19 protein-coding genes and 1 pseudogene are annotated in these 22,415 nt (G+C 71.4%); 9 read left to right on the top strand and 11 right to left on the bottom strand.

Annotated features, from left to right (window positions below; all coding sequences use genetic code 11):
- Nucleotides 1-124 precede the first annotated feature (124 nt).
- Nucleotides 125-760, bottom strand: a pseudogene (locus G6048_RS25210) (DUF3000 domain-containing protein); the annotation flags it as partial.
- Nucleotides 761-1,050: 290 nt separating this feature from the next.
- Between G6048_RS25210 and hemE the strand changes: the two are divergent.
- Nucleotides 1,051-2,115, top strand: coding sequence for a uroporphyrinogen decarboxylase (gene hemE, locus G6048_RS25205; protein WP_165341867.1), 1,065 nt, complete (start codon nucleotides 1,051-1,053; stop codon nucleotides 2,113-2,115).
- On the opposite strand, the gene G6048_RS25200 is transcribed toward hemE, so the two are convergent.
- Nucleotides 2,112-2,945 (bottom strand): rhomboid family intramembrane serine protease, encoded by an 834-nt coding sequence (locus tag G6048_RS25200; protein ID WP_165341866.1) that lies wholly within the window; start codon nucleotides 2,943-2,945, stop codon nucleotides 2,112-2,114. The two genes, hemE and G6048_RS25200, sit on opposite strands and share 4 nt — an antisense overlap.
- 113 nt (nucleotides 2,946-3,058) lie before the next feature.
- On the opposite strand from G6048_RS25200, the gene G6048_RS25195 reads away from it, so the two are divergent.
- Complete coding sequence (locus tag G6048_RS25195) at nucleotides 3,059-3,391, top strand: hypothetical protein (protein ID WP_165341865.1); 333 nt, start codon at nucleotides 3,059-3,061, stop codon at nucleotides 3,389-3,391.
- A 316-nt stretch (nucleotides 3,392-3,707) separates the two neighbouring features.
- Here G6048_RS25195 and G6048_RS25190 read toward each other — a convergent pair whose 3' ends face one another.
- Complete coding sequence (locus G6048_RS25190; RefSeq protein WP_165341864.1) at nucleotides 3,708-5,096, bottom strand: FAD-dependent oxidoreductase; 1,389 nt, start codon at nucleotides 5,094-5,096, stop codon at nucleotides 3,708-3,710.
- A gap of 48 nt (nucleotides 5,097-5,144) precedes the next feature.
- A complete protein-coding gene (locus G6048_RS25185; RefSeq protein ID WP_165341863.1) occupies nucleotides 5,145-6,149 on the bottom strand; it encodes a DUF4349 domain-containing protein in 1,005 nt (334 codons plus the stop codon).
- Between the two features lie 160 nt (nucleotides 6,150-6,309).
- Between G6048_RS25185 and hemG the strand changes: the two genes are divergently transcribed.
- Together hemG and hemQ are read left to right on the top strand one after the other, a co-directional pair.
- Nucleotides 6,310-7,821, top strand: coding sequence for a protoporphyrinogen oxidase (gene hemG / locus G6048_RS25180; protein WP_165341862.1), 1,512 nt, complete (start codon nucleotides 6,310-6,312; stop codon nucleotides 7,819-7,821).
- Nucleotides 7,822-7,825: 4 nt separating this feature from the next.
- Nucleotides 7,826-8,557, top strand: a complete 732-nt coding sequence (gene hemQ / locus G6048_RS25175; RefSeq protein WP_165341861.1) for a hydrogen peroxide-dependent heme synthase — start codon at nucleotides 7,826-7,828, stop codon at nucleotides 8,555-8,557.
- 25 nt (nucleotides 8,558-8,582) lie between these two features.
- Here hemQ and G6048_RS25170 read toward each other — a convergent pair whose 3' ends face one another.
- The 4 genes from G6048_RS25170 to G6048_RS25155 all read right to left on the bottom strand — a co-directional run bounded on the left by G6048_RS25170 (nucleotide 8,583) and on the right by G6048_RS25155 (nucleotide 13,703).
- The gene (locus G6048_RS25170; protein ID WP_165341860.1) at nucleotides 8,583-9,908 is read right to left on the bottom strand and encodes a DUF692 domain-containing protein; all 1,326 of its coding nucleotides are present in this window, start codon (nucleotides 9,906-9,908) and stop codon (nucleotides 8,583-8,585) included.
- 117 nt (nucleotides 9,909-10,025) lie between these two features.
- Nucleotides 10,026-11,132: a class I SAM-dependent methyltransferase gene (locus G6048_RS25165; RefSeq protein ID WP_165341859.1), complete on the bottom strand. Its 1,107-nt coding sequence runs from the start codon at nucleotides 11,130-11,132 to the stop codon at nucleotides 10,026-10,028.
- Between the two features lie 116 nt (nucleotides 11,133-11,248).
- Nucleotides 11,249-12,478 carry a DegT/DnrJ/EryC1/StrS family aminotransferase gene (locus G6048_RS25160; protein WP_165341871.1) on the bottom strand — a complete coding sequence of 410 codons (1,230 nt, stop codon included), beginning with the start codon at nucleotides 12,476-12,478 and terminating at the stop codon, nucleotides 11,249-11,251.
- Between the two features lie 88 nt (nucleotides 12,479-12,566).
- Nucleotides 12,567-13,703, bottom strand: coding sequence for a GNAT family N-acetyltransferase (locus G6048_RS25155; protein WP_165341858.1), 1,137 nt, complete (start codon nucleotides 13,701-13,703; stop codon nucleotides 12,567-12,569).
- Between the two features lie 332 nt (nucleotides 13,704-14,035).
- On the opposite strand from G6048_RS25155, the gene G6048_RS25150 reads away from it, so the two are divergent.
- The 3 genes from G6048_RS25150 to G6048_RS25140 all read left to right on the top strand — a co-directional run bounded on the left by G6048_RS25150 (nucleotide 14,036) and on the right by G6048_RS25140 (nucleotide 18,767).
- Nucleotides 14,036-16,471 (top strand): outer membrane protein assembly factor BamB family protein, encoded by a 2,436-nt coding sequence (locus G6048_RS25150; RefSeq protein ID WP_165341857.1) that lies wholly within the window; start codon nucleotides 14,036-14,038, stop codon nucleotides 16,469-16,471.
- A gap of 472 nt (nucleotides 16,472-16,943) precedes the next feature.
- A complete protein-coding gene (locus G6048_RS25145) occupies nucleotides 16,944-18,290 on the top strand; it encodes an NAD-binding protein (RefSeq protein ID WP_206342100.1) in 1,347 nt (448 codons plus the stop codon).
- A gap of 117 nt (nucleotides 18,291-18,407) precedes the next feature.
- Nucleotides 18,408-18,767 (top strand): hypothetical protein, encoded by a 360-nt coding sequence (locus tag G6048_RS25140; protein WP_165341856.1) that lies wholly within the window; start codon nucleotides 18,408-18,410, stop codon nucleotides 18,765-18,767.
- 3 nt (nucleotides 18,768-18,770) lie between these two features.
- On the opposite strand, the gene G6048_RS25135 is transcribed toward G6048_RS25140, so the two are convergent.
- Complete coding sequence (locus G6048_RS25135) at nucleotides 18,771-19,547, bottom strand: peptidyl-tRNA hydrolase (RefSeq protein ID WP_165341855.1); 777 nt, start codon at nucleotides 19,545-19,547, stop codon at nucleotides 18,771-18,773.
- Nucleotides 19,548-19,617: 70 nt separating this feature from the next.
- Here G6048_RS25135 and G6048_RS49870 point away from each other — a divergent pair, with 70 nt between their 5' ends.
- Nucleotides 19,618-20,517 (top strand): ATP-binding cassette domain-containing protein, encoded by a 900-nt coding sequence (locus G6048_RS49870; protein WP_235990277.1) that lies wholly within the window; start codon nucleotides 19,618-19,620, stop codon nucleotides 20,515-20,517.
- Nucleotides 20,514-21,191: an ABC transporter gene (locus G6048_RS49865; protein WP_235990275.1), complete on the top strand. Its 678-nt coding sequence runs from the start codon at nucleotides 20,514-20,516 to the stop codon at nucleotides 21,189-21,191. Before G6048_RS49870 ends, G6048_RS49865 begins: the two co-directional genes overlap by 4 nt.
- 6 nt (nucleotides 21,192-21,197) lie before the next feature.
- Here the strand turns inward: G6048_RS49865 and G6048_RS25125 are convergent, their stop codons facing one another.
- Entirely contained in the window at nucleotides 21,198-21,401 is a 204-nt protein-coding gene (locus G6048_RS25125; protein WP_165341854.1) for a hypothetical protein, read from the bottom strand.
- Nucleotides 21,402-21,486: 85 nt separating this feature from the next.
- Nucleotides 21,487-22,347, bottom strand: coding sequence for an aldo/keto reductase (locus G6048_RS25120; protein ID WP_165341853.1), 861 nt, complete (start codon nucleotides 22,345-22,347; stop codon nucleotides 21,487-21,489).
- Between the last annotated feature and the right edge of the window lie 68 nt (nucleotides 22,348-22,415).

The following is a 22,415-nucleotide window of genomic DNA, read 5'->3' as shown; positions in this document are numbered from 1 at the left end:
GTTCACCGTCGCCCGTGTTGAGGTCGTCGGTCCGCTGCCAGCCCAGTCCGGTCCCTGCGGCAATCGCCTCCTCGCACAGCGGCTCCGGTTTCGCCGCAGTGGAGATGTGCAACGGGCCGCCCGCGGTCACGACCGAGGGGTCGCCCGGGGTGGCCGGGGGCAGGCCCGCGATCTGGGACAACAGGTCGCACCAGGCGGCGAGATGGGAGGCCGTGTCCGGGACGCCGCCGAGGCCCTCGCGCGGGGTCCAGGAAGCGCGGATCTCGATCTGGGAGGCGGGCCGGCGTTCCGAGAGGCCGCCGAAGTAGTGGGAGCTCGCGCGGGTGACGGTGCCGCCGGCTTCGCCGTACGACAGGCCGCGGGCCTGGAGGGCGCCGGTCAGCCAGGACCAGCAGACGTCGGGGAACAGCGGGTCGGCGGCGATCTCCGGTTCCAGTTCCGCGCGTACGAGCGTGACCAGGCGGAACGATCCCTGCCAGGCCTCGTGTCCGGCGGGGTCGTGAAGGAGGATGAGCCGGCCGTCCGCCAGGTCTTCCTCGCCGTCCACGACCGCGGCCTCCAGCGCGTACGCGAACGGGGCGAGCCGCTGCGGCGGCTTGGTCGGGTCGATCTCGATCTCCGGCCGCAGCCGGGCCGTGCCGAGCGCGTCGACGGCTGTGCGGAAGGTCAGCGGAGTCGCATCCGCTCCCGTTCGCAGTGCCTCGTCGTTCCTGGCTTCCCCGCCAGCGTCGTCCGACAGTCGTCCTTGAGCCGCAGCCATGCGGGGAAGATTAAGGGGAACGGCGCCTTCGTGCAGGGAGAGACACCCGTGCCTCCGGCGGTTGGGCGGGGAACGGTTCGGTTTCGTTGTGTTTGTGAGTGTGACTGGGAGTCGCCGGGGGCGGTTCGTCGAGGGGTTGTTCGGTTCGTTGGCGGCTTCGGGTTGTGTCGGGTTGCTCGCGCCCTCGCGGCGGAGCCGCAAATCGATACAGCCCCGCGTCCTAAAGGGCCCTAAAGGGGTGCCTGCTGCCCCCGAGGCTTCTTGTCCGTGCGGCGTGCGAGACTTTCGGCGTGAGTTCCAATGACCGCCCGACGGGCCAGCCGACAGCCACGTACGAATCCGCCTTCATGAAGGCGTGCCGGCGCGAAGCCGTGCCGCATACGCCGGTGTGGTTCATGCGGCAGGCCGGGCGTTCGCTGCCCGAGTACCGCAAGGTGCGCGAGGGCATCCCCATGCTCGAGTCGTGCATGCGGCCCGAGCTGGTCGCGGAGATCACGATGCAGCCGGTGCGCCGGCACAACGTGGACGCGGCGATCTACTTCAGCGACATCGTCGTCCCGCTCAAGGCCATCGGTGTCGATCTCGACATCAAGCCGGGCGTCGGACCGGTCGTCGAGAAGCCGATCCGGTCCCGCGCCGACCTCGCGCAACTGCGCGACCTGACGCCGGAGGACGTCGCGTACGTCACTGAGGCCATCGGTCTGCTCACCGCCGAGCTCGGCGAGACCCCGCTCATCGGCTTCGCCGGCGCACCCTTCACGCTCGCCAGCTACCTCGTGGAGGGCGGGCCGTCCCGCAACCACGAGCACACCAAGGCGCTCATGTACGGCGACCCGCAGCTGTGGGCCGAACTGCTCGACCGGCTCGCGGAGATCACGGCAGCCTTCCTGAAGGTGCAGATCGAGGCGGGCGCCTCGGCCGTGCAGCTCTTCGACTCGTGGGTCGGCGCCCTGGCACCGGCCGACTACCGGCGCTCCGTCATGCCCGCCTCCACGAAGGTCTTCGAAGCCGTGAAGTCGTACGGGGTTCCCCGTATCCACTTCGGCGTCGGCACCGGCGAGTTGCTCGGTCTCCTGGGCGAGGCGGGCGCGGACGTCGTCGGTGTCGACTGGCGGGTCCCGCTCGACGAGGCCGCGCGCCGCGTCGGCCCGGGCAAGGCGCTCCAGGGCAACCTCGACCCCGCGGTCCTCTTCTCCACCACCGAGGCCGTGGAGACCAAGACGCAGGAGATCCTCGACGCCGCCGCGGGGCTGGAGGGCCACATCTTCAACCTCGGCCACGGAGTCCTGCCGAGTACGGACCCGGACGCGCTGACCCGGCTCACGGAGTACGTCCACACACGCACCGCCCGCTAACGAGGTCTCCAAGTCTGCCGCGGCCGTGCCTGCCTGCCCCACAGCAGGCCGCGCGGCTCCGGTGGGGGTGGGGTGCCCGGGCGCAGGGGCCAGGCGAGGAGCATGCCTGCGACGAAGCCGACGACATGGGCGACGTACGCGACGGTGCCGGCATCCGTGACGCCGGCGCCGGACGAGTACACCGCCTGGAGGCCGAACCAGAAGCCCAGGACCAGCCAGGCGGGCAGTCGCAGCGGCAGGAAGATCAGGAACGGTACGAGGACCCAGACGCGGGCCTTCGGATAGAGGACCAGGTACGCGCCCAGGACACCGGCGATCGCACCGGATGCGCCGATCAGCGGGTCGCCTGAGGTGGCGTTGACGAAGGCGAAGGCGTACGCCGCCGCGTAGCCGCAGAGCACGTAGAAGAGCAGGTAGCGGACGTGGCCGAGGCGGTCCTCGATGTTGTTGCCGAAGATCAGCAGGAAGAGCATGTTGCCGAGCAGGTGCAGCCAACTGCCGTGCAGGAACATCGCGGTGAGCACCGACAGCGGGGGCGACTTGTCGTAGTCGGGCGGACCCACCACACAGCCCGGCCCCTGTGGGCCCATGGCCACGTCGCCGGTGGGCACGACGGTCGGTGTCCGGTCGTGGATCATCTCGCGGGGCACCGCCGCCCACTGGTCCAGGAAGCCTTGCAGCTGGCAGAGCTGCGCGAGGCTGCTCTCGCCGACCAGCGAGGCGGCCACGCCCGGGGTGGCCAGGAAGACAAGGACGTTGGCGCCGATCAGCGCGTACGTCACGACCGGTGTGCGGCGGGCCGGGTTCACATCATGGACGGGGATGACCACAAGGAACTCCTGCCCGCGAGCGGGCCCTTCTGAACGGGTGTGAACGGGAGCGCGTGTGTCTGCGTATGTTTCGGCAACCGCCGTGATCCCAGCAACACGTGAGGAACAGGTCAATGAACGACCGAGTCACTCCGACTATGACCGCCACGCCGGACGGCGAGGCGGAAGTAGCCCTCGTCCTCAGACTGTCGTGGGAGGACGTGGCCGCGCTCGGCCAGGAAGCCGGTCGGCTCGCCGCGAGCATGCAGCGTCCCGTGACCCTCGACGAGGCGGCCAGCCACCGGCTGCGCAGCCGTCAGCCCGGCACGCACGCGCGGCCTCAGTCGGCGCCGCAGCCGCCGCAGGTTTCGCCGGTGTCGTCGTTGCCGCGGTCGCCCGGCGAGCAGGCTCGGCAGGCCATAGAGAAGATCAACGGAACCACTCCTGGAGCGGCTCAGGGTGCCTGAGACGTCGTCAGGGCTCCGGGGTCCTTGAGGCTCCAGGGCTCCGTGCCCTGACGCCCCCAGGCGTCTCCGGCGCCCTGGGCCGTGAGCATGCGCGCGCGTGGCCGGCGCGGAGGGCCATGCGCGCGTGTCGCTCCGCTGGGTTGAGCAGGGGGGGCGTTTCAACGGAGGTTGTATCTGAGGTGCGGGGTCGTTGTGGCTGGTCGCTCCCCCACTCTCGAATTCGCTCGAGCGGGGGGACCCCCATCGCGGCGGAGCCGCACATTGATACAGCCCCGCGCCCCTGAAGGGGCGCTTGTCCTGGGCCCCATTTAAATCGTTACCGTCGACCGAATACCGCCCCCACCGCCTTGCGCGCCGCCACCTGTACCGGATCCCAGACCGGGGAGAACGGAGGCGCGTAGCCCAGGTCCAGAGCTGTCAGCTGCTCTACGGTCATGCCTGCCGTCAGGGCTACCGCTGCGATGTCCACTCGTTTGCCCGCGCCCTCGCGGCCTACGATCTGGACGCCCAGTAGGCGGCCGGTGCGGCGTTCGGCGAGCATTTTTACGGTCATGGGGGCTGCGCCCGGGTAGTAGCCGGAGCGGCTGGTGGACTCGATGGTGACCTTCTCGTACTGGAGACCTGCCCTGCGTGCGTCTTTTTCGCGGAGGCCTGTGCGGGCGATCTCCAGGTCGCAGACCTTGCTGACCGCAGTGCCCACGACGCCGGGGAACGTGGCGTAGCCGCCGCCGGCGTTCGCGCCGATCACCTGGCCGTGTTTGTTGGCGTGCGTGCCCAGCGCGATGTGCCGTTCGCGGCCGGAGACCAGGTCGAGGACCTCCACGCAGTCGCCGCCGGCCCAGATGTTCTCGTAGCCGCGTATGCGCATGGCCTGGTCGGTCAGCAGCCCCCCGTGGTCGCCCAGCGGCAGCCCCGCCGCCTGCGCCAGCGTCGTCTCCGGACGTACGCCGATGCCGAGCACCACCACGTCCGCCGGGTACTCGGCGTCCTCCGTGGCCACCGCGCGGACCCGGCCGTCCTCGCCGGTGAGGATCTTGGTGACCTCGGCGTCGTTCACCATCGTGATGCCCAGGCCCTCCATGGCCTCGTGCACCAGCCGGCCCATGTCGGGGTCGAGCGTGGACATCGGCTCCTTGCCGCGGTTGACCACCGTCACCTCGTAGCCGCGGTTCACCAGCGCCTCGGCCATCTCCACGCCGATGTAGCCGGCGCCGACCACCACCGCGCGCCGGCCGGACGTACGGGCCAGCGTGTCGATCAGGGCCTGCCCGTCGTCGAGGGTCTGCACGCCGTGCACTCCCGGGGCGTCGATCCCGGGCAGCGGCGGACGGATCGGCCGGGCGCCCGTGGCGATCACGAGCTTGTCGTACGACGTCCACGCCTCGGCCCCGGACTCCAGGTCACGGGCGCGGACCCGGCCGCCCGCGACATCCAGCGCCGTCACCTCCGTACGCATCCGCAGGTCGATCCCGCGCTCCCGGTGCTCCTCGGGGCTGCGCGCGATCAGCTGGTCCCGGTCGGTGACGTCGCCGCCCACCCAGTACGGGATGCCGCACGCGGAGTACGAGCTGAAGTGGCCGCGCTCGAACGCGATGATCTCCAGCTCGTCGGGGCCCTTCATACGACGCGCCTGGGACGCGGCGGCCATGCCCGCCGCGTCCCCTCCGACGACCACCAGGCGTTCTCTCGTACGGCTCATGTCCATATGAACACGCTACGGGGGCGCGGCATTTCAGTCCCGCCAGCCCTCCTGTCAGTCCGCCTTGCCGTCCTCTCCCGGCGCCGGCCGGGCGACCGGCAGGGACATGCCGGCGGTCGCCGTACCCGTACCCGCGCCCGCTGCGGCCGGGCGGTTCGGCAGCCGGTGGCGCAGGAAACGCACCCACAGCAGCAGGAGCAGCGCCGCGCCCACCAGGAAGGGGAGCACCGCGGCGAGGGCCATCGCGATCCAGTGGAACGTGGCGACGAACGCGTCCCAGCCGCCCGAGAGGGCGTCCGCGAGCCCCGGGTCCTCGTCCTCCGCCGCCTTCACCGGTGTCTCGGACAGCTGCAGGGTGATCGTGGCCAGGCTCGTACGGTCCTTCAGGGAAGCCTGCTGGGCCAGCAGGGCCTCCAAGTCGGCCTGCCGGGTGCTCAACTCGCCTTCCAGCGTGACCACATCGCTGAGTTTCGTCGCCTGGTCCATCAGCTCGCGGATCCGGATCACGCTGGCGCGCTGTGTCTTGATGCGGCTCTCCACGTCGACGACCTGGTCCGTGACGTCCTCCGCCTTCGCGGTCCGGTCGATCAGCTTGCCGGAGCCCTCCAGGTCATCGAGCACCTCCTCGTAGCGGTCCGTGGGCACCCGCAGGACGACGCGTGAGCGCTCGCGGCCCTTGGAGTCGCGGTCGGTGGTCTCGTTGCCGACGATGCCGCCCGCGGTCTCGACGGCGGTACGGGCCTCGGCGAGAGCCTTGGGTACGTCCTTGACCTGCACGGTCAGGGACGCGGTACGGATGATGTGGGTGGCGCTCAACTTCGGTGGCGCGGTGGCCTGTTGGCCTTTGCCACTGCTGTCCCGGGCGTCGCCCGCGCCCTGCTCGGACTGGGCCGCGGCTTTATCGCCATCGCCGCTGTCCGAGGTGGTGCCGCCGGCCTCGTCCGCGCCGGTGCATCCCGCGAGCGCGAGGGCGGCGGCCAGCAGCAGTGCCGAGAGAGTCTGGACAGGCCGTACGGACCGTATGGATCGGTGCCTGGGTGTGGTGCCACGTGTCTGCATGTCGGCGTACCCCCGAGAGTGTCGTGATGACTGACGCTCCTTCGACGCCGGAGCGGGGCGGAACGTTGGACGTATCCGGTCCCGAACTGGTCACGGTCAGGACTCGTCATGGACACCGGGTGCCGGAGGGACTGTCAGTGCCGGGTGCGACAGTGGAGACATGCACGCAGACACTCGTACGAGCCCGGGTCACGTCATCGTCATCGGGGGCGGCATCGCGGGGCTGGCCGCCGCCCACCGGCTGCTGGACGGCGGCGCGCGCGTGACCGTCCTGGAGGCCTCGGACCGGCTCGGCGGCAAGCTGCTCCCCGGCGAGATCGCGGGTGCGCGAGTCGACTTCGGCGCCGAGTCGATGCTGGCCCGGCGCCCCGAGGCGGTGGCGCTCGCCCGCGAGGTGGGCCTCGGCGCCCGGCTCCGGACGCCCGCGACGGCGAGCGCGTCGATCTGGACGCGGGGGGCGCTGCGGCCCATGCCCAAGGGCCACGTCATGGGTGTGCCCGGTACCGCGTCGGCCCTCGCCGGACTGCTCTCCGAGGAGGGCGTGCACCGCATCGAGCGCGACGCCGAACTGCCGCGTACGGAGATCGGCGACGACGTGGCGGTGGGGGAGTACGTGGCGGCCCGCCTCGGCCGCGAGGTGGTGGACCGCCTGATCGAGCCGCTCCTGGGCGGTGTCTACGCGGGCGACGCGTATCGCATCTCCATGCGCTCGGCCGTCCCCCAGCTCTTCGAGGCGGCGCGTACGCACGTGTCGTTGACGGAGGCGGTCCGGGGCATCCAGGCCCGCGCGGCCGCCGCACAGCAGACGGGCCCCGTCTTCATGGGCATTGAGGGCGGCGTCGGTCAACTGCCGCTCGCGGTAGCCGAGTCGGTGCGGGCGCGGGGCGGCGAGATCGTCACCGGGACGCGGGTGACGGAGCTGCGCAGGGTCGCGGGGGAGGTGGCCGCGGGCGGGCCGGGAGAGACGCGGGCGCGCGGCGGAGGGCTGCCCACGGCCTGGCGCATCGTCGCGGGAGGGCGGGTGCTGCACGCCGACGGTGTTGTCGTCGCCGTTCCCGCCGGCGCGGCTGCCGCCTTGCTGCGGGACGAAGCGCCCGCTGCCGCGGCCGAACTGGCCGGTGTCGAGTACGCCTCCATGGCGCTCGTCACGCTCGCCTACCGGCGCGGCGAGATCCGCCTCCCTGAAGGAAGCGGTTTTCTGGTGCCGCCTGTTGACGGGCGGACCATCAAGGCGTCGACGTTCGCTTCCCAGAAGTGGGGGTGGATCGACGAGGAGAACCCGGACGTGCTGGTCCTGCGGACGTCCGTGGGGCGGTACGGCGAGACCGAGATCCTCGGGCGCGAGGACGGCGAGCTCGTCGACGTCTCGCGGCACGACCTGGGGGAAGCCACGGGGCTGGATGCCGCACCCGTCGCGGCGAGCGTCACACGCTGGACCGACGGCCTGCCCCAGTACCCCGTCGGGCACCACGCGCGCGTGGCCCGCATCCGGGAGCACGTCGGCAAGCTGCCGGGCCTCGCGGTGTGCGGAGCGGCGTACGACGGAGTGGGCATCCCGGCGTGCATCGCGAGTGCGTACGCCGCCGTGGACCAGATGAGAGGCGACCGCGACGGACTGGACGAGCTGATCACGAACCCGGTGCAGAGCCGGCACGGCGGAGCGGGAGAATAGCCCCATGAGTGACGACGCCCCCACCACCGACCCCGCCAGGACCCCGAACAAGGGCAAGCTGGCCAAGGACCTGAACGAGGTCATCCGCTACACCCTGTGGTCCGTCTTCAAGCTGCGAGACGTCCTCCCCGAGGACCGCACCGGCTACGCGGACGAGGTCCAGGAGCTCTTCGACCAGCTCGCCGCCAAGGACGTCACGATCCGCGGCACGTACGACGTGTCCGGACTGCGCGCCGACGCCGACCTCATGATCTGGTGGCACGCGGAGACCGCCGACCAGCTCCAGGAGGCGTACAACCTCTTCCGCCGTACGAAGCTGGGGCGCGCCCTGGAGCCGGTCTGGTCGAACATGGCGCTGCACCGCCCCGCCGAGTTCAACCGCTCGCACATCCCGGCGTTCCTCGCCGACGAGACGCCGCGCAACTACATCAGCGTCTACCCGTTCGTGCGCTCCTACGACTGGTACCTGCTGCCCGACGAGGACCGCCGCCGCATGCTCGCCGACCACGGCAAGATGGCCCGCGGCTACCCGGACGTGCGCGCCAACACGGTCGCCTCGTTCTCCCTCGGCGACTACGAGTGGATCCTCGCCTTCGAGGCCGACGAGCTGTACCGCATCGTCGACCTCATGCGCCACCTGCGCGCCTCCGAGGCCCGGATGCACGTCCGCGAGGAGGTCCCGTTCTACACCGGGCGCCGTAAGTCCGTGGCTGAGCTGGTCGCGGGCCTGGCCTGAGCGGCTGCCTCAGCGCGATAGCGCGTCAGCGCCTCAGCAGGACCCGGCGGGTGGCACGCGCCAGGCGGGCCGCCGGGCGTCGGGACAGCGGGGCGGGGCCTGAGCGCTCCAGCCACCAGTCGCTCAACTGCCGCTGTACGTCGGCGTCTTCGAGGCGGCCGTGCAGGAGCAGGTGTTCGGCGAAGGCCAGGGCGTCGTGCCGGTAGCCGTCGGTCATCGGGTGGTCGTTCGCGTACGCCAGGAAATGCGTGCGGTACGCCCCCGCCAGGAATTCCGGTAGTTCCGGGGCGACCTTGGCGACGACGTCTGCCCGCTTCGAGGCGAGCGCCCGTGCTTGCACGGCCAGCCGTGAGCGGTCGAAGCCCTCGGGGGTGGGGGTTCCGGCGACGAGGGCGGAGAGCAGGGCGGTCTGGGCCAGGGCGAGGCGCTGACGGGGGGCTTCGGTGTCTGCGTTGTCCTGCGGGGCGCCCTGGTCCCGTACGCCGGAGGTCTCGGCCCGTACGCCTGAAGGCCTGGCGTTTGCGTTCGGAGACTGCTCCACGGTCTCCCTGATCGTTGCCAACTCCCGCTCCAGCTCGGCCGGTTCGGGGAAGTTCTCGTCCCGCTCCAGGAGGACGCCCGGGGGGCGCACTCGGGATGCCAGGTCCGCGAGGATGTCGAGGACCGCCGGGGGGACGGCGTGGGCGTGGCTGTCGTGCCAGACGCCGTCGCGTTCGAAGCCGCCGGCGACATGGACGTACGCGATGGCCTCGACGGGCAGTTCGTCGAGGGCCTTGGCGGGGTCTTCGCCGCGGTTGACGTGGTTGGTGTGGAGGTTGGCCACGTCGATGAGGAGCCGTACGCCGGTTCGGTCGACCAGGTCGTACAGGAACTGTCCCTCGGTCATCTCCTCGCCCGGCCAGGAGATCAGTGCCGCGATGTTCTCGACGGCGAGGGGTACGGGGAGGGCGGCCTGGGCGATGCGGATGTTCTCGCACAGGACGTCGAGGGCGTCCCGCGTGCGCGGCACCGGCAGCAGGTGCCCGGCCTCCAGGCGGGTTGAGGCGGTGAGGGGGCCGCCTGCGCGGACGAACGCGATGTGCTCGGTGACGAGCGGCGCGATGAGCGCTTCGGCGCGTTCGGCGAGGGCGGTGAGGCGGTCCTCGTCGGGCCGTTCGGCGCCGCCGAGGCCGAGTGAGACGCCGTGCGGTATGACCGTGACGCCGCGGGCGCGGAGGCGCTGCAGTGAGTCCGGGATGTGTCCCGGGCACACGTTTTCCGCAACGGCCTCGACCCAGTCGATGCCGGGCATGCGCTCGACGGCCTCGGCGATTTCTGGCCGCCATCCGATTCCCGTACCCAGTGGCTGCATGACCGGGTCATGGCCCCGAAGCGGGGGGTCGAACCCCTTGGCGGGGACGTTCAGAGCAACATTTGAGGTTCGGGTGGGCCGAGACCGAAGCTACAAGCGACGCACCCGCAGCTCACCTCACGGCGACAGCCGGTAGAAGCGCCACAGGTCGTGCGCGACGGGCAGTACCTCCGTCGAGCCGTACCCCGCCTCGTCGGCGTACGCCCGTACCGTCGCCGGCCGCAACACCGTGCCCGCCTCCACCTTCGCGCCCTCCGCCCGCGTGGCAGGCAGGCAATGCAGCACGCTGAACGCGTAGTTGAGGCGGTCCAGGTCCGGCCCCGGAGCGGTGAAGTCCTCGCTCACCTGCTCATCCGCGACGAGCACGGCGCCTGACGGAGTCAGCAGTCGCCGTACCGAGGTCAGCGCTCCGATCGGGTCCGCCATATCGTGCAGCGCTTCGAACACGGTGACCAGATCCACGGCCCCGTCGAGCCCTGCCCCGGCCGCGTCCGTGTTGACGAAGGCGATCCGATCGCCGAGTCCGGCCCCGGCGGCGTTGCGCCGGGCCTGTTCGACGGAGGCGGCGTCCAGGTCGATGCCGGTCAGCCGGGCTCTGGGGAAGGCGTGGGCCAGGGCGATCGTCGACCAGCCGAGGCCGCAGCCCAGGTCGAGCACCCGGGCGCCGGAGCCGTCGGTGAGCCGGCGGTGGACGTCCGGCAGTGCCGCGACCCAGGAGCGGAGCATCTCCGGTTGGAACATGGGGCGGTTCAGGCCCGCGATGCCCTCGCGGGTGCCCTCGCCGTAGCGCTCGTACGGCACGCCGCCGCCCGTGCCGAAGGCCTCCAGCACCTCGGGCAGGGTCGTGGCGATGGAGGCGATGAACTGCGGGCCGGCCGCCATGTAACACGGGTCGTCGCGGTCCAGCAGGACGCGACGGTGTTCGGCGGGGAGTGAGAACCGCCGGCCGTAGTCGTCGTCGGGAGCGGAGGTGGCCGGCCCGGACACGGTCAGGATCCCGGCGACCGCCTGCTGCTCCAGCCACTCGCGGGCGTACCGCGCATGGATGCCCGCCGAACTGGACAGTTCGCGGGGCGTCATGGGGCCGTGCGCGGCCAGCGCCTCGTACAGGCCGCGGCGTGCGCCGACCTCGATCGTGAGGATCTCCAGGGCCGAGAGCATCCTCGTGAGGATCTCCTCGGCCAGCCGTTCGGCGTTCGGGGTGGGCGCGGGTGCGTCGGTCATGGTCGTGACTTCCTGTGTCGATCGTCCGCCGGCGGTCCGGTCCTGTTCACCGTCCCACGCGAGACTTCAGGGAGTCACCGCGCGATCACGGTGTGTCCTCCGAACGGGGATGCCGCTCACTTGCCCAAGGGCGTCCCCGGTGTGGGTTCCGGCAGCGGGGCGAGCAGAGACGGGTACGCAGTCGTCGCCTGCTCCTTCGTCAGAGCGGCGGTGATCCTGCGGGCCAGGAGTGGGTCGGCCGGGAGGACGTGTGAGGCGAACCAGCGGGCGGCCGACGGGGCGGGGGAGGGTTCGACGAATTCCGGGCCCGCGTAGTCGTCGAGCGGGGGATCGTAGATGTAGCCGGCGACCACGCCGTGGTTCACCAGGCGTTCGACGAGGGCGTCGCGGTCGTGGACCAGGAGCGGGGCCCGGAAGACGGGAGGAGGGCCGTCGCGGGTGGACCGGTCGCGCAGTGCCGGGGAGGCCCAGGCGGTGCCCGAGAGGAGGGCGGTGCCGGCCCTGCGGCGGGCGAGGTTCGCGTCGAGGCCCGCCAGGCGGAGCCTCAACTGGCCGCGGACCAGGGCTCCGTGGCGGGAGCGGAAGTCGTGCAGGTCGACGCGTACCCATGGCTCGTACGCGGTCAGGCTGGGCGCCTCGCGAGCGCTGCGGGCCAGCCGTGGTGCGTGCAGGGGCATGCGGAAGTCGTCGCGTTCCAGCAGGCCGAGGCGCTGCATCGTGCGCCATGCGGGGCGCACCAGGTGGAAGGTGCGTACGGCGGAACGTGCGAGTGGGCGCAGTGCCGCGGCCAGGTCGGTGCGCAGGCGGGCCGGTTCGAGGAGATCGTCGCGCAGCAGCTCCAGCTCCCGCCGGGTGCGCGCGTCCTCGACGGCGAGGAAGCCGCCCGCCATCGCCGCCACGTGCTTGGACAGGCTGAACGCCGCCGCCTTCCCGAACGTCCCGATCGGCTGCCCGTCCACATGCGTGCCGATCGCGTGTGCCGCGTCCTCGAGCAGGGGGATCCCCAACCCCTCGCAGCGGCGCCGCAGTTCGATGACGCGGTCCGGCATCCCGTACAGGTTCGTGGTCAGTACGGCGTCCACGTTCCGCCAGGTCGACTCGGGTACGGCGGCGGGGGCGATGTTGCCGTCCCACATGGACACCGGGGCCTGCACCGGGCGCAGCCCGGCGGCGAGGACCACGAAGAGGATCACGTCGTCGTTCACCGGCGACATCAGCACGCGTGCGCCCGGTCGGCACCAGCGCCGTAGCGCCAGATACAGCGCCAGCCGCGCCGAGGGCGTATAGACGCATTCGCGTCCGAGCCGCCGTGTCATCGTCGCGGCGAGCCGCGATCCGTACGGCATGGTCACCTCTTCCGTCGAAGGGCCGGTGAAGGGTCGTTCGCGGGGGTGCACAAGGGGAATGAGCATGGGGCGTACGGGGGTGTCCTGCTCAGCGGGTGCGGGGTACGGCGTCGGCGGAGCCCGTCCGGGCCGACGTACGCAAGGTGCCGACCGTCTTCAGCAGCCGGTCGGCGGGCTCGCGAAGGGTGGGGTGGGCCAGGACCGTGTTCCGCAGGCCGCGTACCGGTCGGCGCCACAGTCGATGCGCGGTCGCCACCGGGTGGGGGCGGGTCGCGAAGCCTTCGCCGACGCGCAGCTCGCGGGTCTTGAGCCAGTCCTTGTACTCCTTGTCGCCGCGGCCCATGTCCATGAGCCGTACGCCGTCCCGGGCCGCCGCCTCCGCCATCCGCAGATGCATGATCAGGCCGGGCGAGTAGTAGCGGAACTCGGGGTCGTACGTGGTGAACCAGGCCGCGAACACCGTGCGCGATCTCGGCCCGAAGTGGGCGGCCACCGGGCGGTCGCCCGCGTACACCACGGACAGCACACCGGTGAAGTGCTCCTCGCGCACCTGGAACAGATGGTCCACCAGGTCCACGATCCACGGCCGCGCGAACCGGTCCATCCGTCCCGTCCTGCGGTACTGAGCGGACTTCCACCGCATGAGCGTGCGCAGCATCCGCGGATCGCGCTCGTCGAAGACGAACCGCATCTCGCCCAGGTCGCGCCCCAGGCGGCGCTCCTTCTTCAGCGTCGTCTTGGCCAGCCCCGGGTACGCGGCCCGCAGCCACTGGGCGTAGTCGCCGTCGCCGGGCTTCAGGTCGAGCACGGGCGAGGGGAACGTCCCCGTGACGTATGGGCCGAACGGCTGCTGCTCCGCGACGAGATGGTCGAACTCGAAGACGGACAGCCCGCAGGCGCGCAGCAGTTGCCCGGTGTCCCAGGTGATCCCGGGGCGGTGCACGAGGGCCTGGCAGTCGGAGAGGCCGAGCCCTATGGCCCGGCCGACGCCGAAGGAGTTGCGTTCGTACGGGAGGAAGCCGACGGGTTCGCCGTTCTCGTACAGGACCGCCACCCGCGCCCCACCGCGGCATCCGCCGATCCCGGCCGCGAACTCCGGCGCCAGGAAGGGGTTGGCGTAGTCCGGCGACTCGTCCATCGCCTTGTGCCAGGCCCGGCTGAGCGAGACGTCGAGCTGCTCGGCTCTGTGGATGGTGATGTGCATGCCATTGCTGATCGATCGCATGGGCGACCGCCCCCCGTTCCCCCAACGCGCGTTGATCGCGCCCCACTTGTTCTGCACATGGGCAGAGCTCAAACGTGGCGAAAGAGCCCGCAGGCTGTCAAGGGTGTCTGTTGCAATGAAATGCTATAGATCGGGTGACAAGGTCTGTTCAGGGATATCTGCCGCAACTCAAGTCAACTCGCGGCGACTTATGGCGACTCCCGGTCCACCGGGAGTTCGGGGGCTGGCCGGTCCGAGCGCACAGTGAGGTGCGTATTCCGCGCCTGCCGGACATCATGGACGGGACAGACATCCGGGGAGCAACACGCCCTCCGGCTGGTTCAGGGGGGCCCATGGCACAGCCGTTGGAAAACAGCGACCCGCGGCAGGTGGGGCCGTACCGCATCATGGGCCGTCTCGGAGCCGGCGGGATGGGGCGTGTGTACCTGGCGCGGTCACCGGGCGGGCGGTCGGTCGCCGTCAAGACCATCCGGCCCGAATTCACCGACGACCCCGAGTTCCGGCAGCGCTTCGCCCGGGAGGCGGCTGCCGCCCGCGCGGTCAGCGGGGCGTTCACGGCCGCGGTCGTCGACGCGGATCCGTACGGAGACCCGCCGTGGCTCGCCACCGTCCATGTCGCGGGCATCTCGCTCGACGCCACCATCGCGCGGCACGGTCCGCTGCCCGAATCCTCGGTGCTCGCGCTGGGCGCCGGGCTGAGCGAGGCGCTCCAGGCCATCCATGCCGCGAGCCTTGTCCACCGGGATCTGAAGCCCTCCAATGTGCTGCTCGCTCCCGACGGGCCCAAGGTGATCGACTTCGGGATCGCGATCAGCGCCGGCTCGAGTTCGCTGACCCGCAGTGGAGTCGTCGTCGGCACGCCCGCGTTCATGTCGCCCGAGCAGCTGACGGGCGGGCGGGCCGGTACGCCCGCCGATGTGTTCGCCCTCGGGAGCGTGCTTGTTTTCGCCGCATCTGGTGAGGGGCCCTTCAGCTCCAGCCCCGCGGCCGGGATCGGCTTCGGCGTGGTCCATGACGAGCCCGAGCTGTCCGCGGTACCCGAAGGGCTGCGCCCGCTCCTCGCCCGCTGCCTCGAGAAGGATCCGGCGCGCCGGCCCACGGTCGCGGAGCTGCTCGCGGAGTTCGCCCGCCGGATCCTTCCGGCGCCCGCGGCGGCGTCCGGCCAGTACGGCCCGTACGGAAAGGACACAGTCACCGTCGCCCTGCACGGCGGGGCCTGGCTGCCCGCGCCGGTGGCCGCCTCGGTGCGGCGGGCCGAGGAGGCCGGCATGGGCCGCCAGGTGTCACCGACGGGCCCGCGGCAGGCGACCGCCATGGGCGCGGGACCCGGGGCTGCGGGAGCAGGCGTCGCGGTGGATCCCCGCCTGCCGCAGGAGCCGTCCGGGCGGACCCTTGGGTCACCCGAGGCGCTCAGGACGCCGACCGCCGCCTCGCCCGGGGCTCCGCAGTACTCCGGTCCGGGCGCCTTCGGCCCCGTAACCCCGAGCGGTCCGCCCACCTGGACGGACGCGCGGCTGCGACCGCAGCCGTCACCGCCCGGGACGCCGGGCAATCCGTCACCGGGGCCGTCGGGGAGCGGGCAGCTCCCGACCGGCGGACCACTCGCGACCGGCGAACCGCTTCCGGGCGGCGGAGGCGACCACGACCCCGGTACGCCCGCCCGTCGCCGCGTGCTGATCACGCTCGCCGGAGCGGGCGCCGTCGCCGCCCTCGGCGCTGGCTCCTACCTGCTGGGGCTCGGCGATCAGGACGACACCGACAAGAGCACGGGTAACGACCCCCTCAACGACCCGGCGGCCGCCCCGACTCCGGGCCGCCGGAGATGGACGTACAGCACTGGAGGCCCGGTGGCGCCCGCTCTCCTCGCCGCGGGCGGACTGGTGTACGCCGGGAGCAAGGACGGGAACATGTACGCCCTGGACGCCGAAACAGGCAAGTCACGCTGGCAGTTCGGCACCGGCAACGGCGTCTACACGTGTCCCGCCGTGGCCGGGGGCCTCGCCTACTTCGGCAGCGCCGACTACCACCTCTATGCCGTCGACGTGAAGACCGGCGACCAGCGCTGGCAGTTCAGCGCGGGCGGAGAGGTCAACTCCTCACCCGTGGTCGCCGGTGGAGTGGTCTACGCGGGCAGTGACGACGGCCGGCTGTACGCCGTCGACGCCCGTTCCGGCGACCGGAAGTGGGCCTTCGCCGCCGAGGGCCGGATCCGTTCCTCCCCGGTGGTCGCGTGGGGCAAGGTCTTCGTCGGCAGCGAGGACTCCCGGCTGTACGGCGTCGACGCGACGACCGGAGAACGCGCCTGGGCCTTCGGCACGGACGGCGACGTCAAGTCCTCACCGGCGATCTCCGACCGCGTCCTCTACGCGGGCAGCTACGACGGCAACCTCTACGCCGTCAACTGCGATACCGGCGAACGCCTTTGGACCTTCGCCACGCGGGGCGGCGTGGGCTCTTCACCGGCGGTGTCCGACGGAGTCGTCTACGTGGGAAGCGACGACGGCAATCTGTACGCGGTCGACGCCCTCACCGGGAAGCAGAGGTGGAAGTTCACCATCGGCACCATCGTCTACTCCTCGCCGACCGTCCTCGGCGACGTCGTGTACGTGGGAAGCAAGAACGGCAACCTCTACGCCGTACAAAAGGCCACGGGCAAGCAGCAGTGGAGGCACCGCACCGGCGCGGACATCCGCTCCTCACCCGCGGCGACCGGCGGCACGGTGTACGTGGGCAACGACAGCGGCACGGTTTTCGCGGTCAATCGCTGAACGCCGCGGGCGGATGGGCGGCGTGTGCCCCTCGGTATTCGCCACGGCCTTTGTGCATCTGTCGGATTCCACGGGGTCGGGGGCGTGACATCTGCTCATGGTGCGAGGGAGCGGGGCGCCCTACGTTCGGTGTCGCGGCACTTCGCGCGGGTGATCCCCGCCCAGCCTCGCCGACGAGCTCGGCCTGCTCCGCTGCCGAGGGAGCCTTCGATCCCGTACTGCTCTCGACTGCCTGTATGCGCCGGCGCCGTGTCGCCGTGCCCCGCCAATCGCGCTCCACTCCGATGGGAGTAGTCCATGAGCTTCGCCAGCAGGCGTCCCGTGCCGGGAGCCGCCGGCACCCGCCGCCGACCGGTTGCGGACGAGGAATCCGAGGATCCGAGTGACCTCACATGCCACTGCGGGCGATCGCTCACCCGATGCGCCGGCTGCCAGACCCCCCGATGCCTCGACTGCGACCCGTACCGCTCAGATGACTGCGTCTTCGCTCTCTGAGGACGAGGGGCAGCAGCAGTACTACGTCGTGATCGGCGGTGATGCGGCGCGCAGGGTCTGCGGTTCTCTGCAGTCGGCGGAGAACGACGTGTGCCACCTGACCCAGCCCACGGACGACGAACTGCGAAAGGCCCTGGACCGGAATGTGGCAGGCGTCGCGGTTCTCTTCGACGACGACGCCGAGTCCCTGCGCTACGCGCTCGCCGTCGAGCACATCCGTCCAGGCGTCGCTCTGGTGGTGACGGTCTTCGACCGGACGGTCGCGGGCCAGCTCGAGAGCACGGTTCCCAACTGCCGGGTCACCTCACCGGCCGATGTCGCCGCCCCCGTCCTGCTGGCGGCCTGCCTCCAGCCCGAGTTGCTGGCGCTCCACGGGACCCCCGCTGGGCATGTCGGCGCCCGCTGGGGAGAGGACGCCGTACGTCTCGAGCCGTACCGGCCGCCGCGCTCCCTGAGGTACCGGGCCCGGCTTGGCAAGATCAGGGGCCAGTTGCGGCCGCACGACGGCAGCTCACGGATCATGCTGACCGGGCTTGCCGGTCTCTTCGCGGTGCTGCTGGCGGACTGGATCTGGTCCGTGACCCTCAACCACCGGTCGCCGGTGGAAGCCCTCTTCGAAGCGGCGCGAACCCTGGCGACCGTCGGTCCCGCGGCCGCGCACGGCGGGACCGCCTACCTGGTGTTCAGCAGCTTCGCCATGCTGATCACCATCGTGTTCACCGCCGTCTTCACCGCCGGAATGGTCGACCGTCTGCTGGCCCCGCGCTCGATCGGCATGGTGGGCCCCCGGGCCCTTCCCCGGGCGGGCCACGTGGTGGTCGTCGGATTCGGGCAGGTCGGGCTCCGGCTGTGCACCCGGTTGCAGGCGCTCGGCCTCGGCGTGATCGCGGTGGAGCGCAACCCGGCGGCCCCCAACCTCCGGCTGGCGAAGGCGCTCGGGATCCCGGTCGTCGTCGCCGACGCGCGGGACAGGTTCGTACTGCGGAAGCTCGGCCTCGACACGGCCCAGGCCATGGCCGCCGTCGCCTCCGACGACCTGGACAACATCGCGGTGGCCGTGGCCGCACGGGCCGTCGCACCCGATCTGCGGGTCGTCATACGGGCGGGCGACCACGAGGCCATCGCCGAGACCCAGTCCCTGTTCAGCATCGGCATCGTCCGCGACCTCGCCAGCCTGAGCGCCGCCTACACGACCGCGAGCCTGACCGGCCTGCGGCCCCGTGGAGTGCTGCCGCAGGGGCGGCGGCTGTTGGTGGAGCGCGAGAACGGGTCGTTCACGCAGTGGCCGCACGCGGCACGGTGCCATCACCAGCAGGACACCTGATGCGGTCAAGCCCTTTGTCCATCCCCCTGAACCGGTCTTACAGACAACTCCTGGCAACGCGAGAGTCAAGGCGGACAACTCGCACGCAGGCAAGACGCAGACAACAGGGGGACACACATGCCTACTTCCACAAAGCCCGCCATACGCATCGCCGATCGGCTTCCGAGCGCGCAGCGGAGGCTGGGCACTCTCTTCCGTTACGGGAAGTCCGGCGGCGACGGCTGGCGGGGGTGCGCTCTGTTCGACAACAACACAGGCGGCACGAAGTACATGAAGCTCACGGTGTGCGGGGCCAAGAACGGAGAGCGGCGCTGTGACAAGGACTCGGGCGACTTCAGCCAGTACGCGGGACCGGTCTACACAGGCCCCGACTGGAGCGACCCGAAAGGCGCCAAAGTCACCGCGATCATGAAGAAGAAGTGGAACTCCGACACGCGGCTCATCGACGCCGAGAGGTGCGCGGGCGCCTGCAACTGACCCTCAGCGCCAGGTGACGGGCCGGCGCACGCGCTCCGGCAGGGCGCCGGCCCGGTCGTATCCCTCGACGGCGACCGTCAGCCCGGGCGCGATCTCCGTGAAGCCCGCGTCGCGTACCAACGGGAGCCCGCTCGTGGTGAGTTGGGCCCACAGGGCGGGTGGCGGGGTGCGGACGGACAGGGGGAAGCCGGCGTCGCGCCAGGCCGCGCGGGTCTCGTCGGAGAGTTCCCACCAGGCGAGCTGGGCGCCGTGACCGGCCTGGGCCATGGCCTTACCGGCCGACATGTCGACATCGGGGCTCATCCAGAGCACGGGGGCCGTCGCGTCGGGGTCCCCAGGTACTTCCAGGTCGTCGAGTTCCGTGCCGGAGACCTGAAGCCGGGCCAGCTCCTTGGGCCAACCGTCCAGGGGGACCGGCGGGAACACGCGCACCTCGGCCGACCTGCCCATGACCGTGATGCCCGGCAACGCCTCGGCCCGCCGCCACTCGGCGCCACGCGCCCGCCGCACCACCTTGCGAATCCGGGCGTCCTGCCAGTCCCGCACAGCCTGCGCCCACTCCCCGTCCCCTTGCGACCGCTCGTCGCTGAGCATCACCAGAACGGCGCGGGCAGCGCTCTCAAGAGCGTCCGTACGCGCCGGAGGCTCGCTCCGCTCGATACGGACGACCAACGGCAGCACGTACTGCGGCGCCTTGTCGCGGTGGGTCACCTCATGCCGGAAGGGGCTGTCCTCACCACCGGCCCCGCCGCCGGGGGCGGTCGTCTGCTCGCTGCTCACGCCTCAAGTCTGCCAGGCGCAAGATCGGTTCCTCTGCGCGCGGCCGAACGCATGGGCGAGGATGGCCCGCATGGAACGGGAGTTGCTGCTTGAAGGGGTCGGTCGTCGCTACGGCCTCGGCCGCGCCGCCCCATGGGTCCTGCGAGGCGTCGACCTCACGCTGGCCCCAGGCACCCTGACGCGAGTCGAGGGCGCCAACGGCACCGGCAAGTCGACCCTGCTGCGGCTGATCGCCGGGATCGATGCCCCCACCGAGGGCCGCATCACCGGCCGTCCGCGGACCGCGTACGTCCCCGAACGCTTCCCTGCCGCCCTGCCCTTCACCGCGGCCGGCTATCTGATCCACCTCGGCAGCATCCACGGTCTCTCCCGTGCGGAGGCCGCCGGTGCCGCGGTCGAGTGGCTGGAGCGCCTGGGCGCCGCCGAGTACGCCCGTACGGCGATGTCGGAACTCTCCAAGGGCACCAGCCAGAAGGTCGCGGTCGCCCAGGCCCTGCTCGCCGAACCGGAACTCCTCGTCCTCGACGAGGCCTGGTCCGGCCTCGACACGGCCGCCCGCGCGGTGCTGGAGGATGCGGTACTGCAACGCACTGCCGCCGGCGGCACAGTGGTGTTCGTCGACCACGACCCGCGTCGGCTGGCGGGGGCGCCGGACGCGACGTACGCGGTGGTCGACGGCAACTTGCGTGCGGTTACGGGGAGTTCGGCGCCGCAGGACTCGTACGTGATCGTCGAGGTCGAGGGGCCGTCGGGTGCCGAGCCGCCCGCCGAAGCGGCACGGCTGACGGTGTCCGTCGAGGAGCCGGTGCCCGGAAAGCTTCGCCTCACCGTCCCCGACTCCCACTCGGACACCGTTCTCAGGATCTTGCTGACGGCCCGCTCCCCGTGGCATGTGATCAGCCTGGGGGAGGAGTCCGCTGCGAAGGGCGTACTGACGCCCCGCCCTGCCGACACCGAGGTCCCCTCATGACCGCCCTCCGCCCCCTCCTCCGCTACCAGGCGGCCCTCCTGATGCGCTCACAACGCTGGCTGCCGCCGGTCATCCTGTACGCCGCGTTCCTGGCCATCGGGGTCCAGACGGGCCAGCCGATACTGGACTCGCTCGGTTACGCGGCCGCCGCCGTACTCCCGGTCGCCGCCTGGTTCGTACGGATCTGCGCCACCAACGAACCGCCCGCGGCCCGGAGTTGTGTGGGCGCGGCGGCCGGGCCCGCGCGGGCGCATCTGGCCTGCCTGCTCACGGCGTTCGGCGCGGCTGCGCTGCTCGGGGTGGCGGCGACGGTCGTCGTGACGGTGCTCAGCTCCCCGACGAGCACGAATCACCAGACGCGCCTGCCCGTCCTCCCGGCGGGCGGGGCCGGGCTCGTCGCCGCGCTGGTGTGCGCCCTGCTGGGTACGGCCGTGGGCGCGCTCACGACGTGGCCGCTGCTGCGTTCGCCCGGCCGGGCGGTTCCGGCGATGCTGCTCGGGGCGGTGCTGGCGCTGGTGGTGACGGGTTCACCGGCCCGGGCGGCGATCAGCGACCTGGTGACGGGCTCGCAGGCGGGGACGGTACCGGCGCCTTTGCTGCCGCTGCTCGGTGCCGGCGCGATGGCAGCGGCGGCCGTTGCGGTGGCGTGCGCGCTCACCACCCGCCGCGGCTGATCGCTGTCACCCGGAGCAGGCGTTGCGCTCCGCCTCCTGCCACTCGCAGACGGGGCAGAGCGTGATCCCCTTGTACGACTCCGGGTACTCCGTGGGCCTGCGGCACAGGACGCACTCGGCGAAGGGCGGGTCCTCGGGCCTCGCAGCCGGGGCTTTAGGGGTCTCCCGGGCGGCCTCGGAGCGACCGCCGGTGCCGCAGTAGTCGCTCATGGCTCCAGCGTAGGCCGAGGCCGGACCCGGTGCGAGCGATGCCCGCACCGGTGAACCTGCCTCCGCCGTGCTGCTCGTCAGCTCGTCACGCCGCGTCGAGGCGGGCCAGGTCATCGGCGGACAGCTTCAGCTCTGTGGCGGCGGTCGAGTCGCGGATGGTCTCGGGGCGGGAGGAACCCGGGATCGGGATCACCACTGGGGCCTTCGCGAGCATCCACGCCAGGCATACCTGCTGCGGGCTCACCCCGTGCGCCTGGGCCACGTCGGCGAACACGGCGAACCGCGAGCCCAGCTCGCCGGCCTGTGCGATGCCGCCCAGCGGGCTCCAGGGCAGGAACGCGATGCCGAGTTCCGCGCACAGTTCCAACTCCGGTTCGCTGGAGCGGAAAGCGGGTGAGAACTGGTTCTGTACGCTCACCAGCCGGCCGCCGAGGATCTCGTTGGACAACCGGATCTGGTCGGGGTCGGCGTTCGAGATGCCCGCGAAGCGGATCTTTCCCGCGTCCAGCAGATCGCGGATCGCTCCGACCGACTCCGCGTAGGGGACCCTCGGGTCCGGGCGGTGGAACTGGTAGAGCCCGATGGCCTCGACGCCGAGCCGCTGGAGTGACGCGTCGCAGGCCTTCTTCAGGTACTCGGGCGAGCCGTTCAGCGTCCACGAGCCGTCGCCCGGGCGCAGGTGGCCGCCCTTCGTCGCGATCAGCACGTCCGAGGTGTCGCCGCTGTACTCGGCGACCGCCCGGGCGATCAGGGACTCGTTGTGACCGACCTCGTTCGCGTCCCGGTGATAGGCGTCCGCCGTGTCGATCAGGGTCACGCCCGCCTCCAGCGCGGCATGGATCGTCGCGACCGAACGCCGCTCGTCGGGGCGCCCCTCGATGGACATCGGCATGCCGCCCAGACCGATCGCGCCGACCTGGACCTCGCCGAGGGTGCGTGTCTGCATGGAGGTTCCTCCTGGGGCTCCTGGGGGATTCATTCGGTACGCCTCAGCCTCCACCTCGACGTTCTAGC

The organism is Streptomyces ureilyticus, from assembly GCF_011045025.1.
GTDB lineage: Bacteria > Actinomycetota > Actinomycetes > Streptomycetales > Streptomycetaceae > Streptomyces > Streptomyces ureilyticus.
Note: the sequence above shows the minus strand (reverse complement) of the source record. Positions and strands in the feature narration are given on the sequence as shown.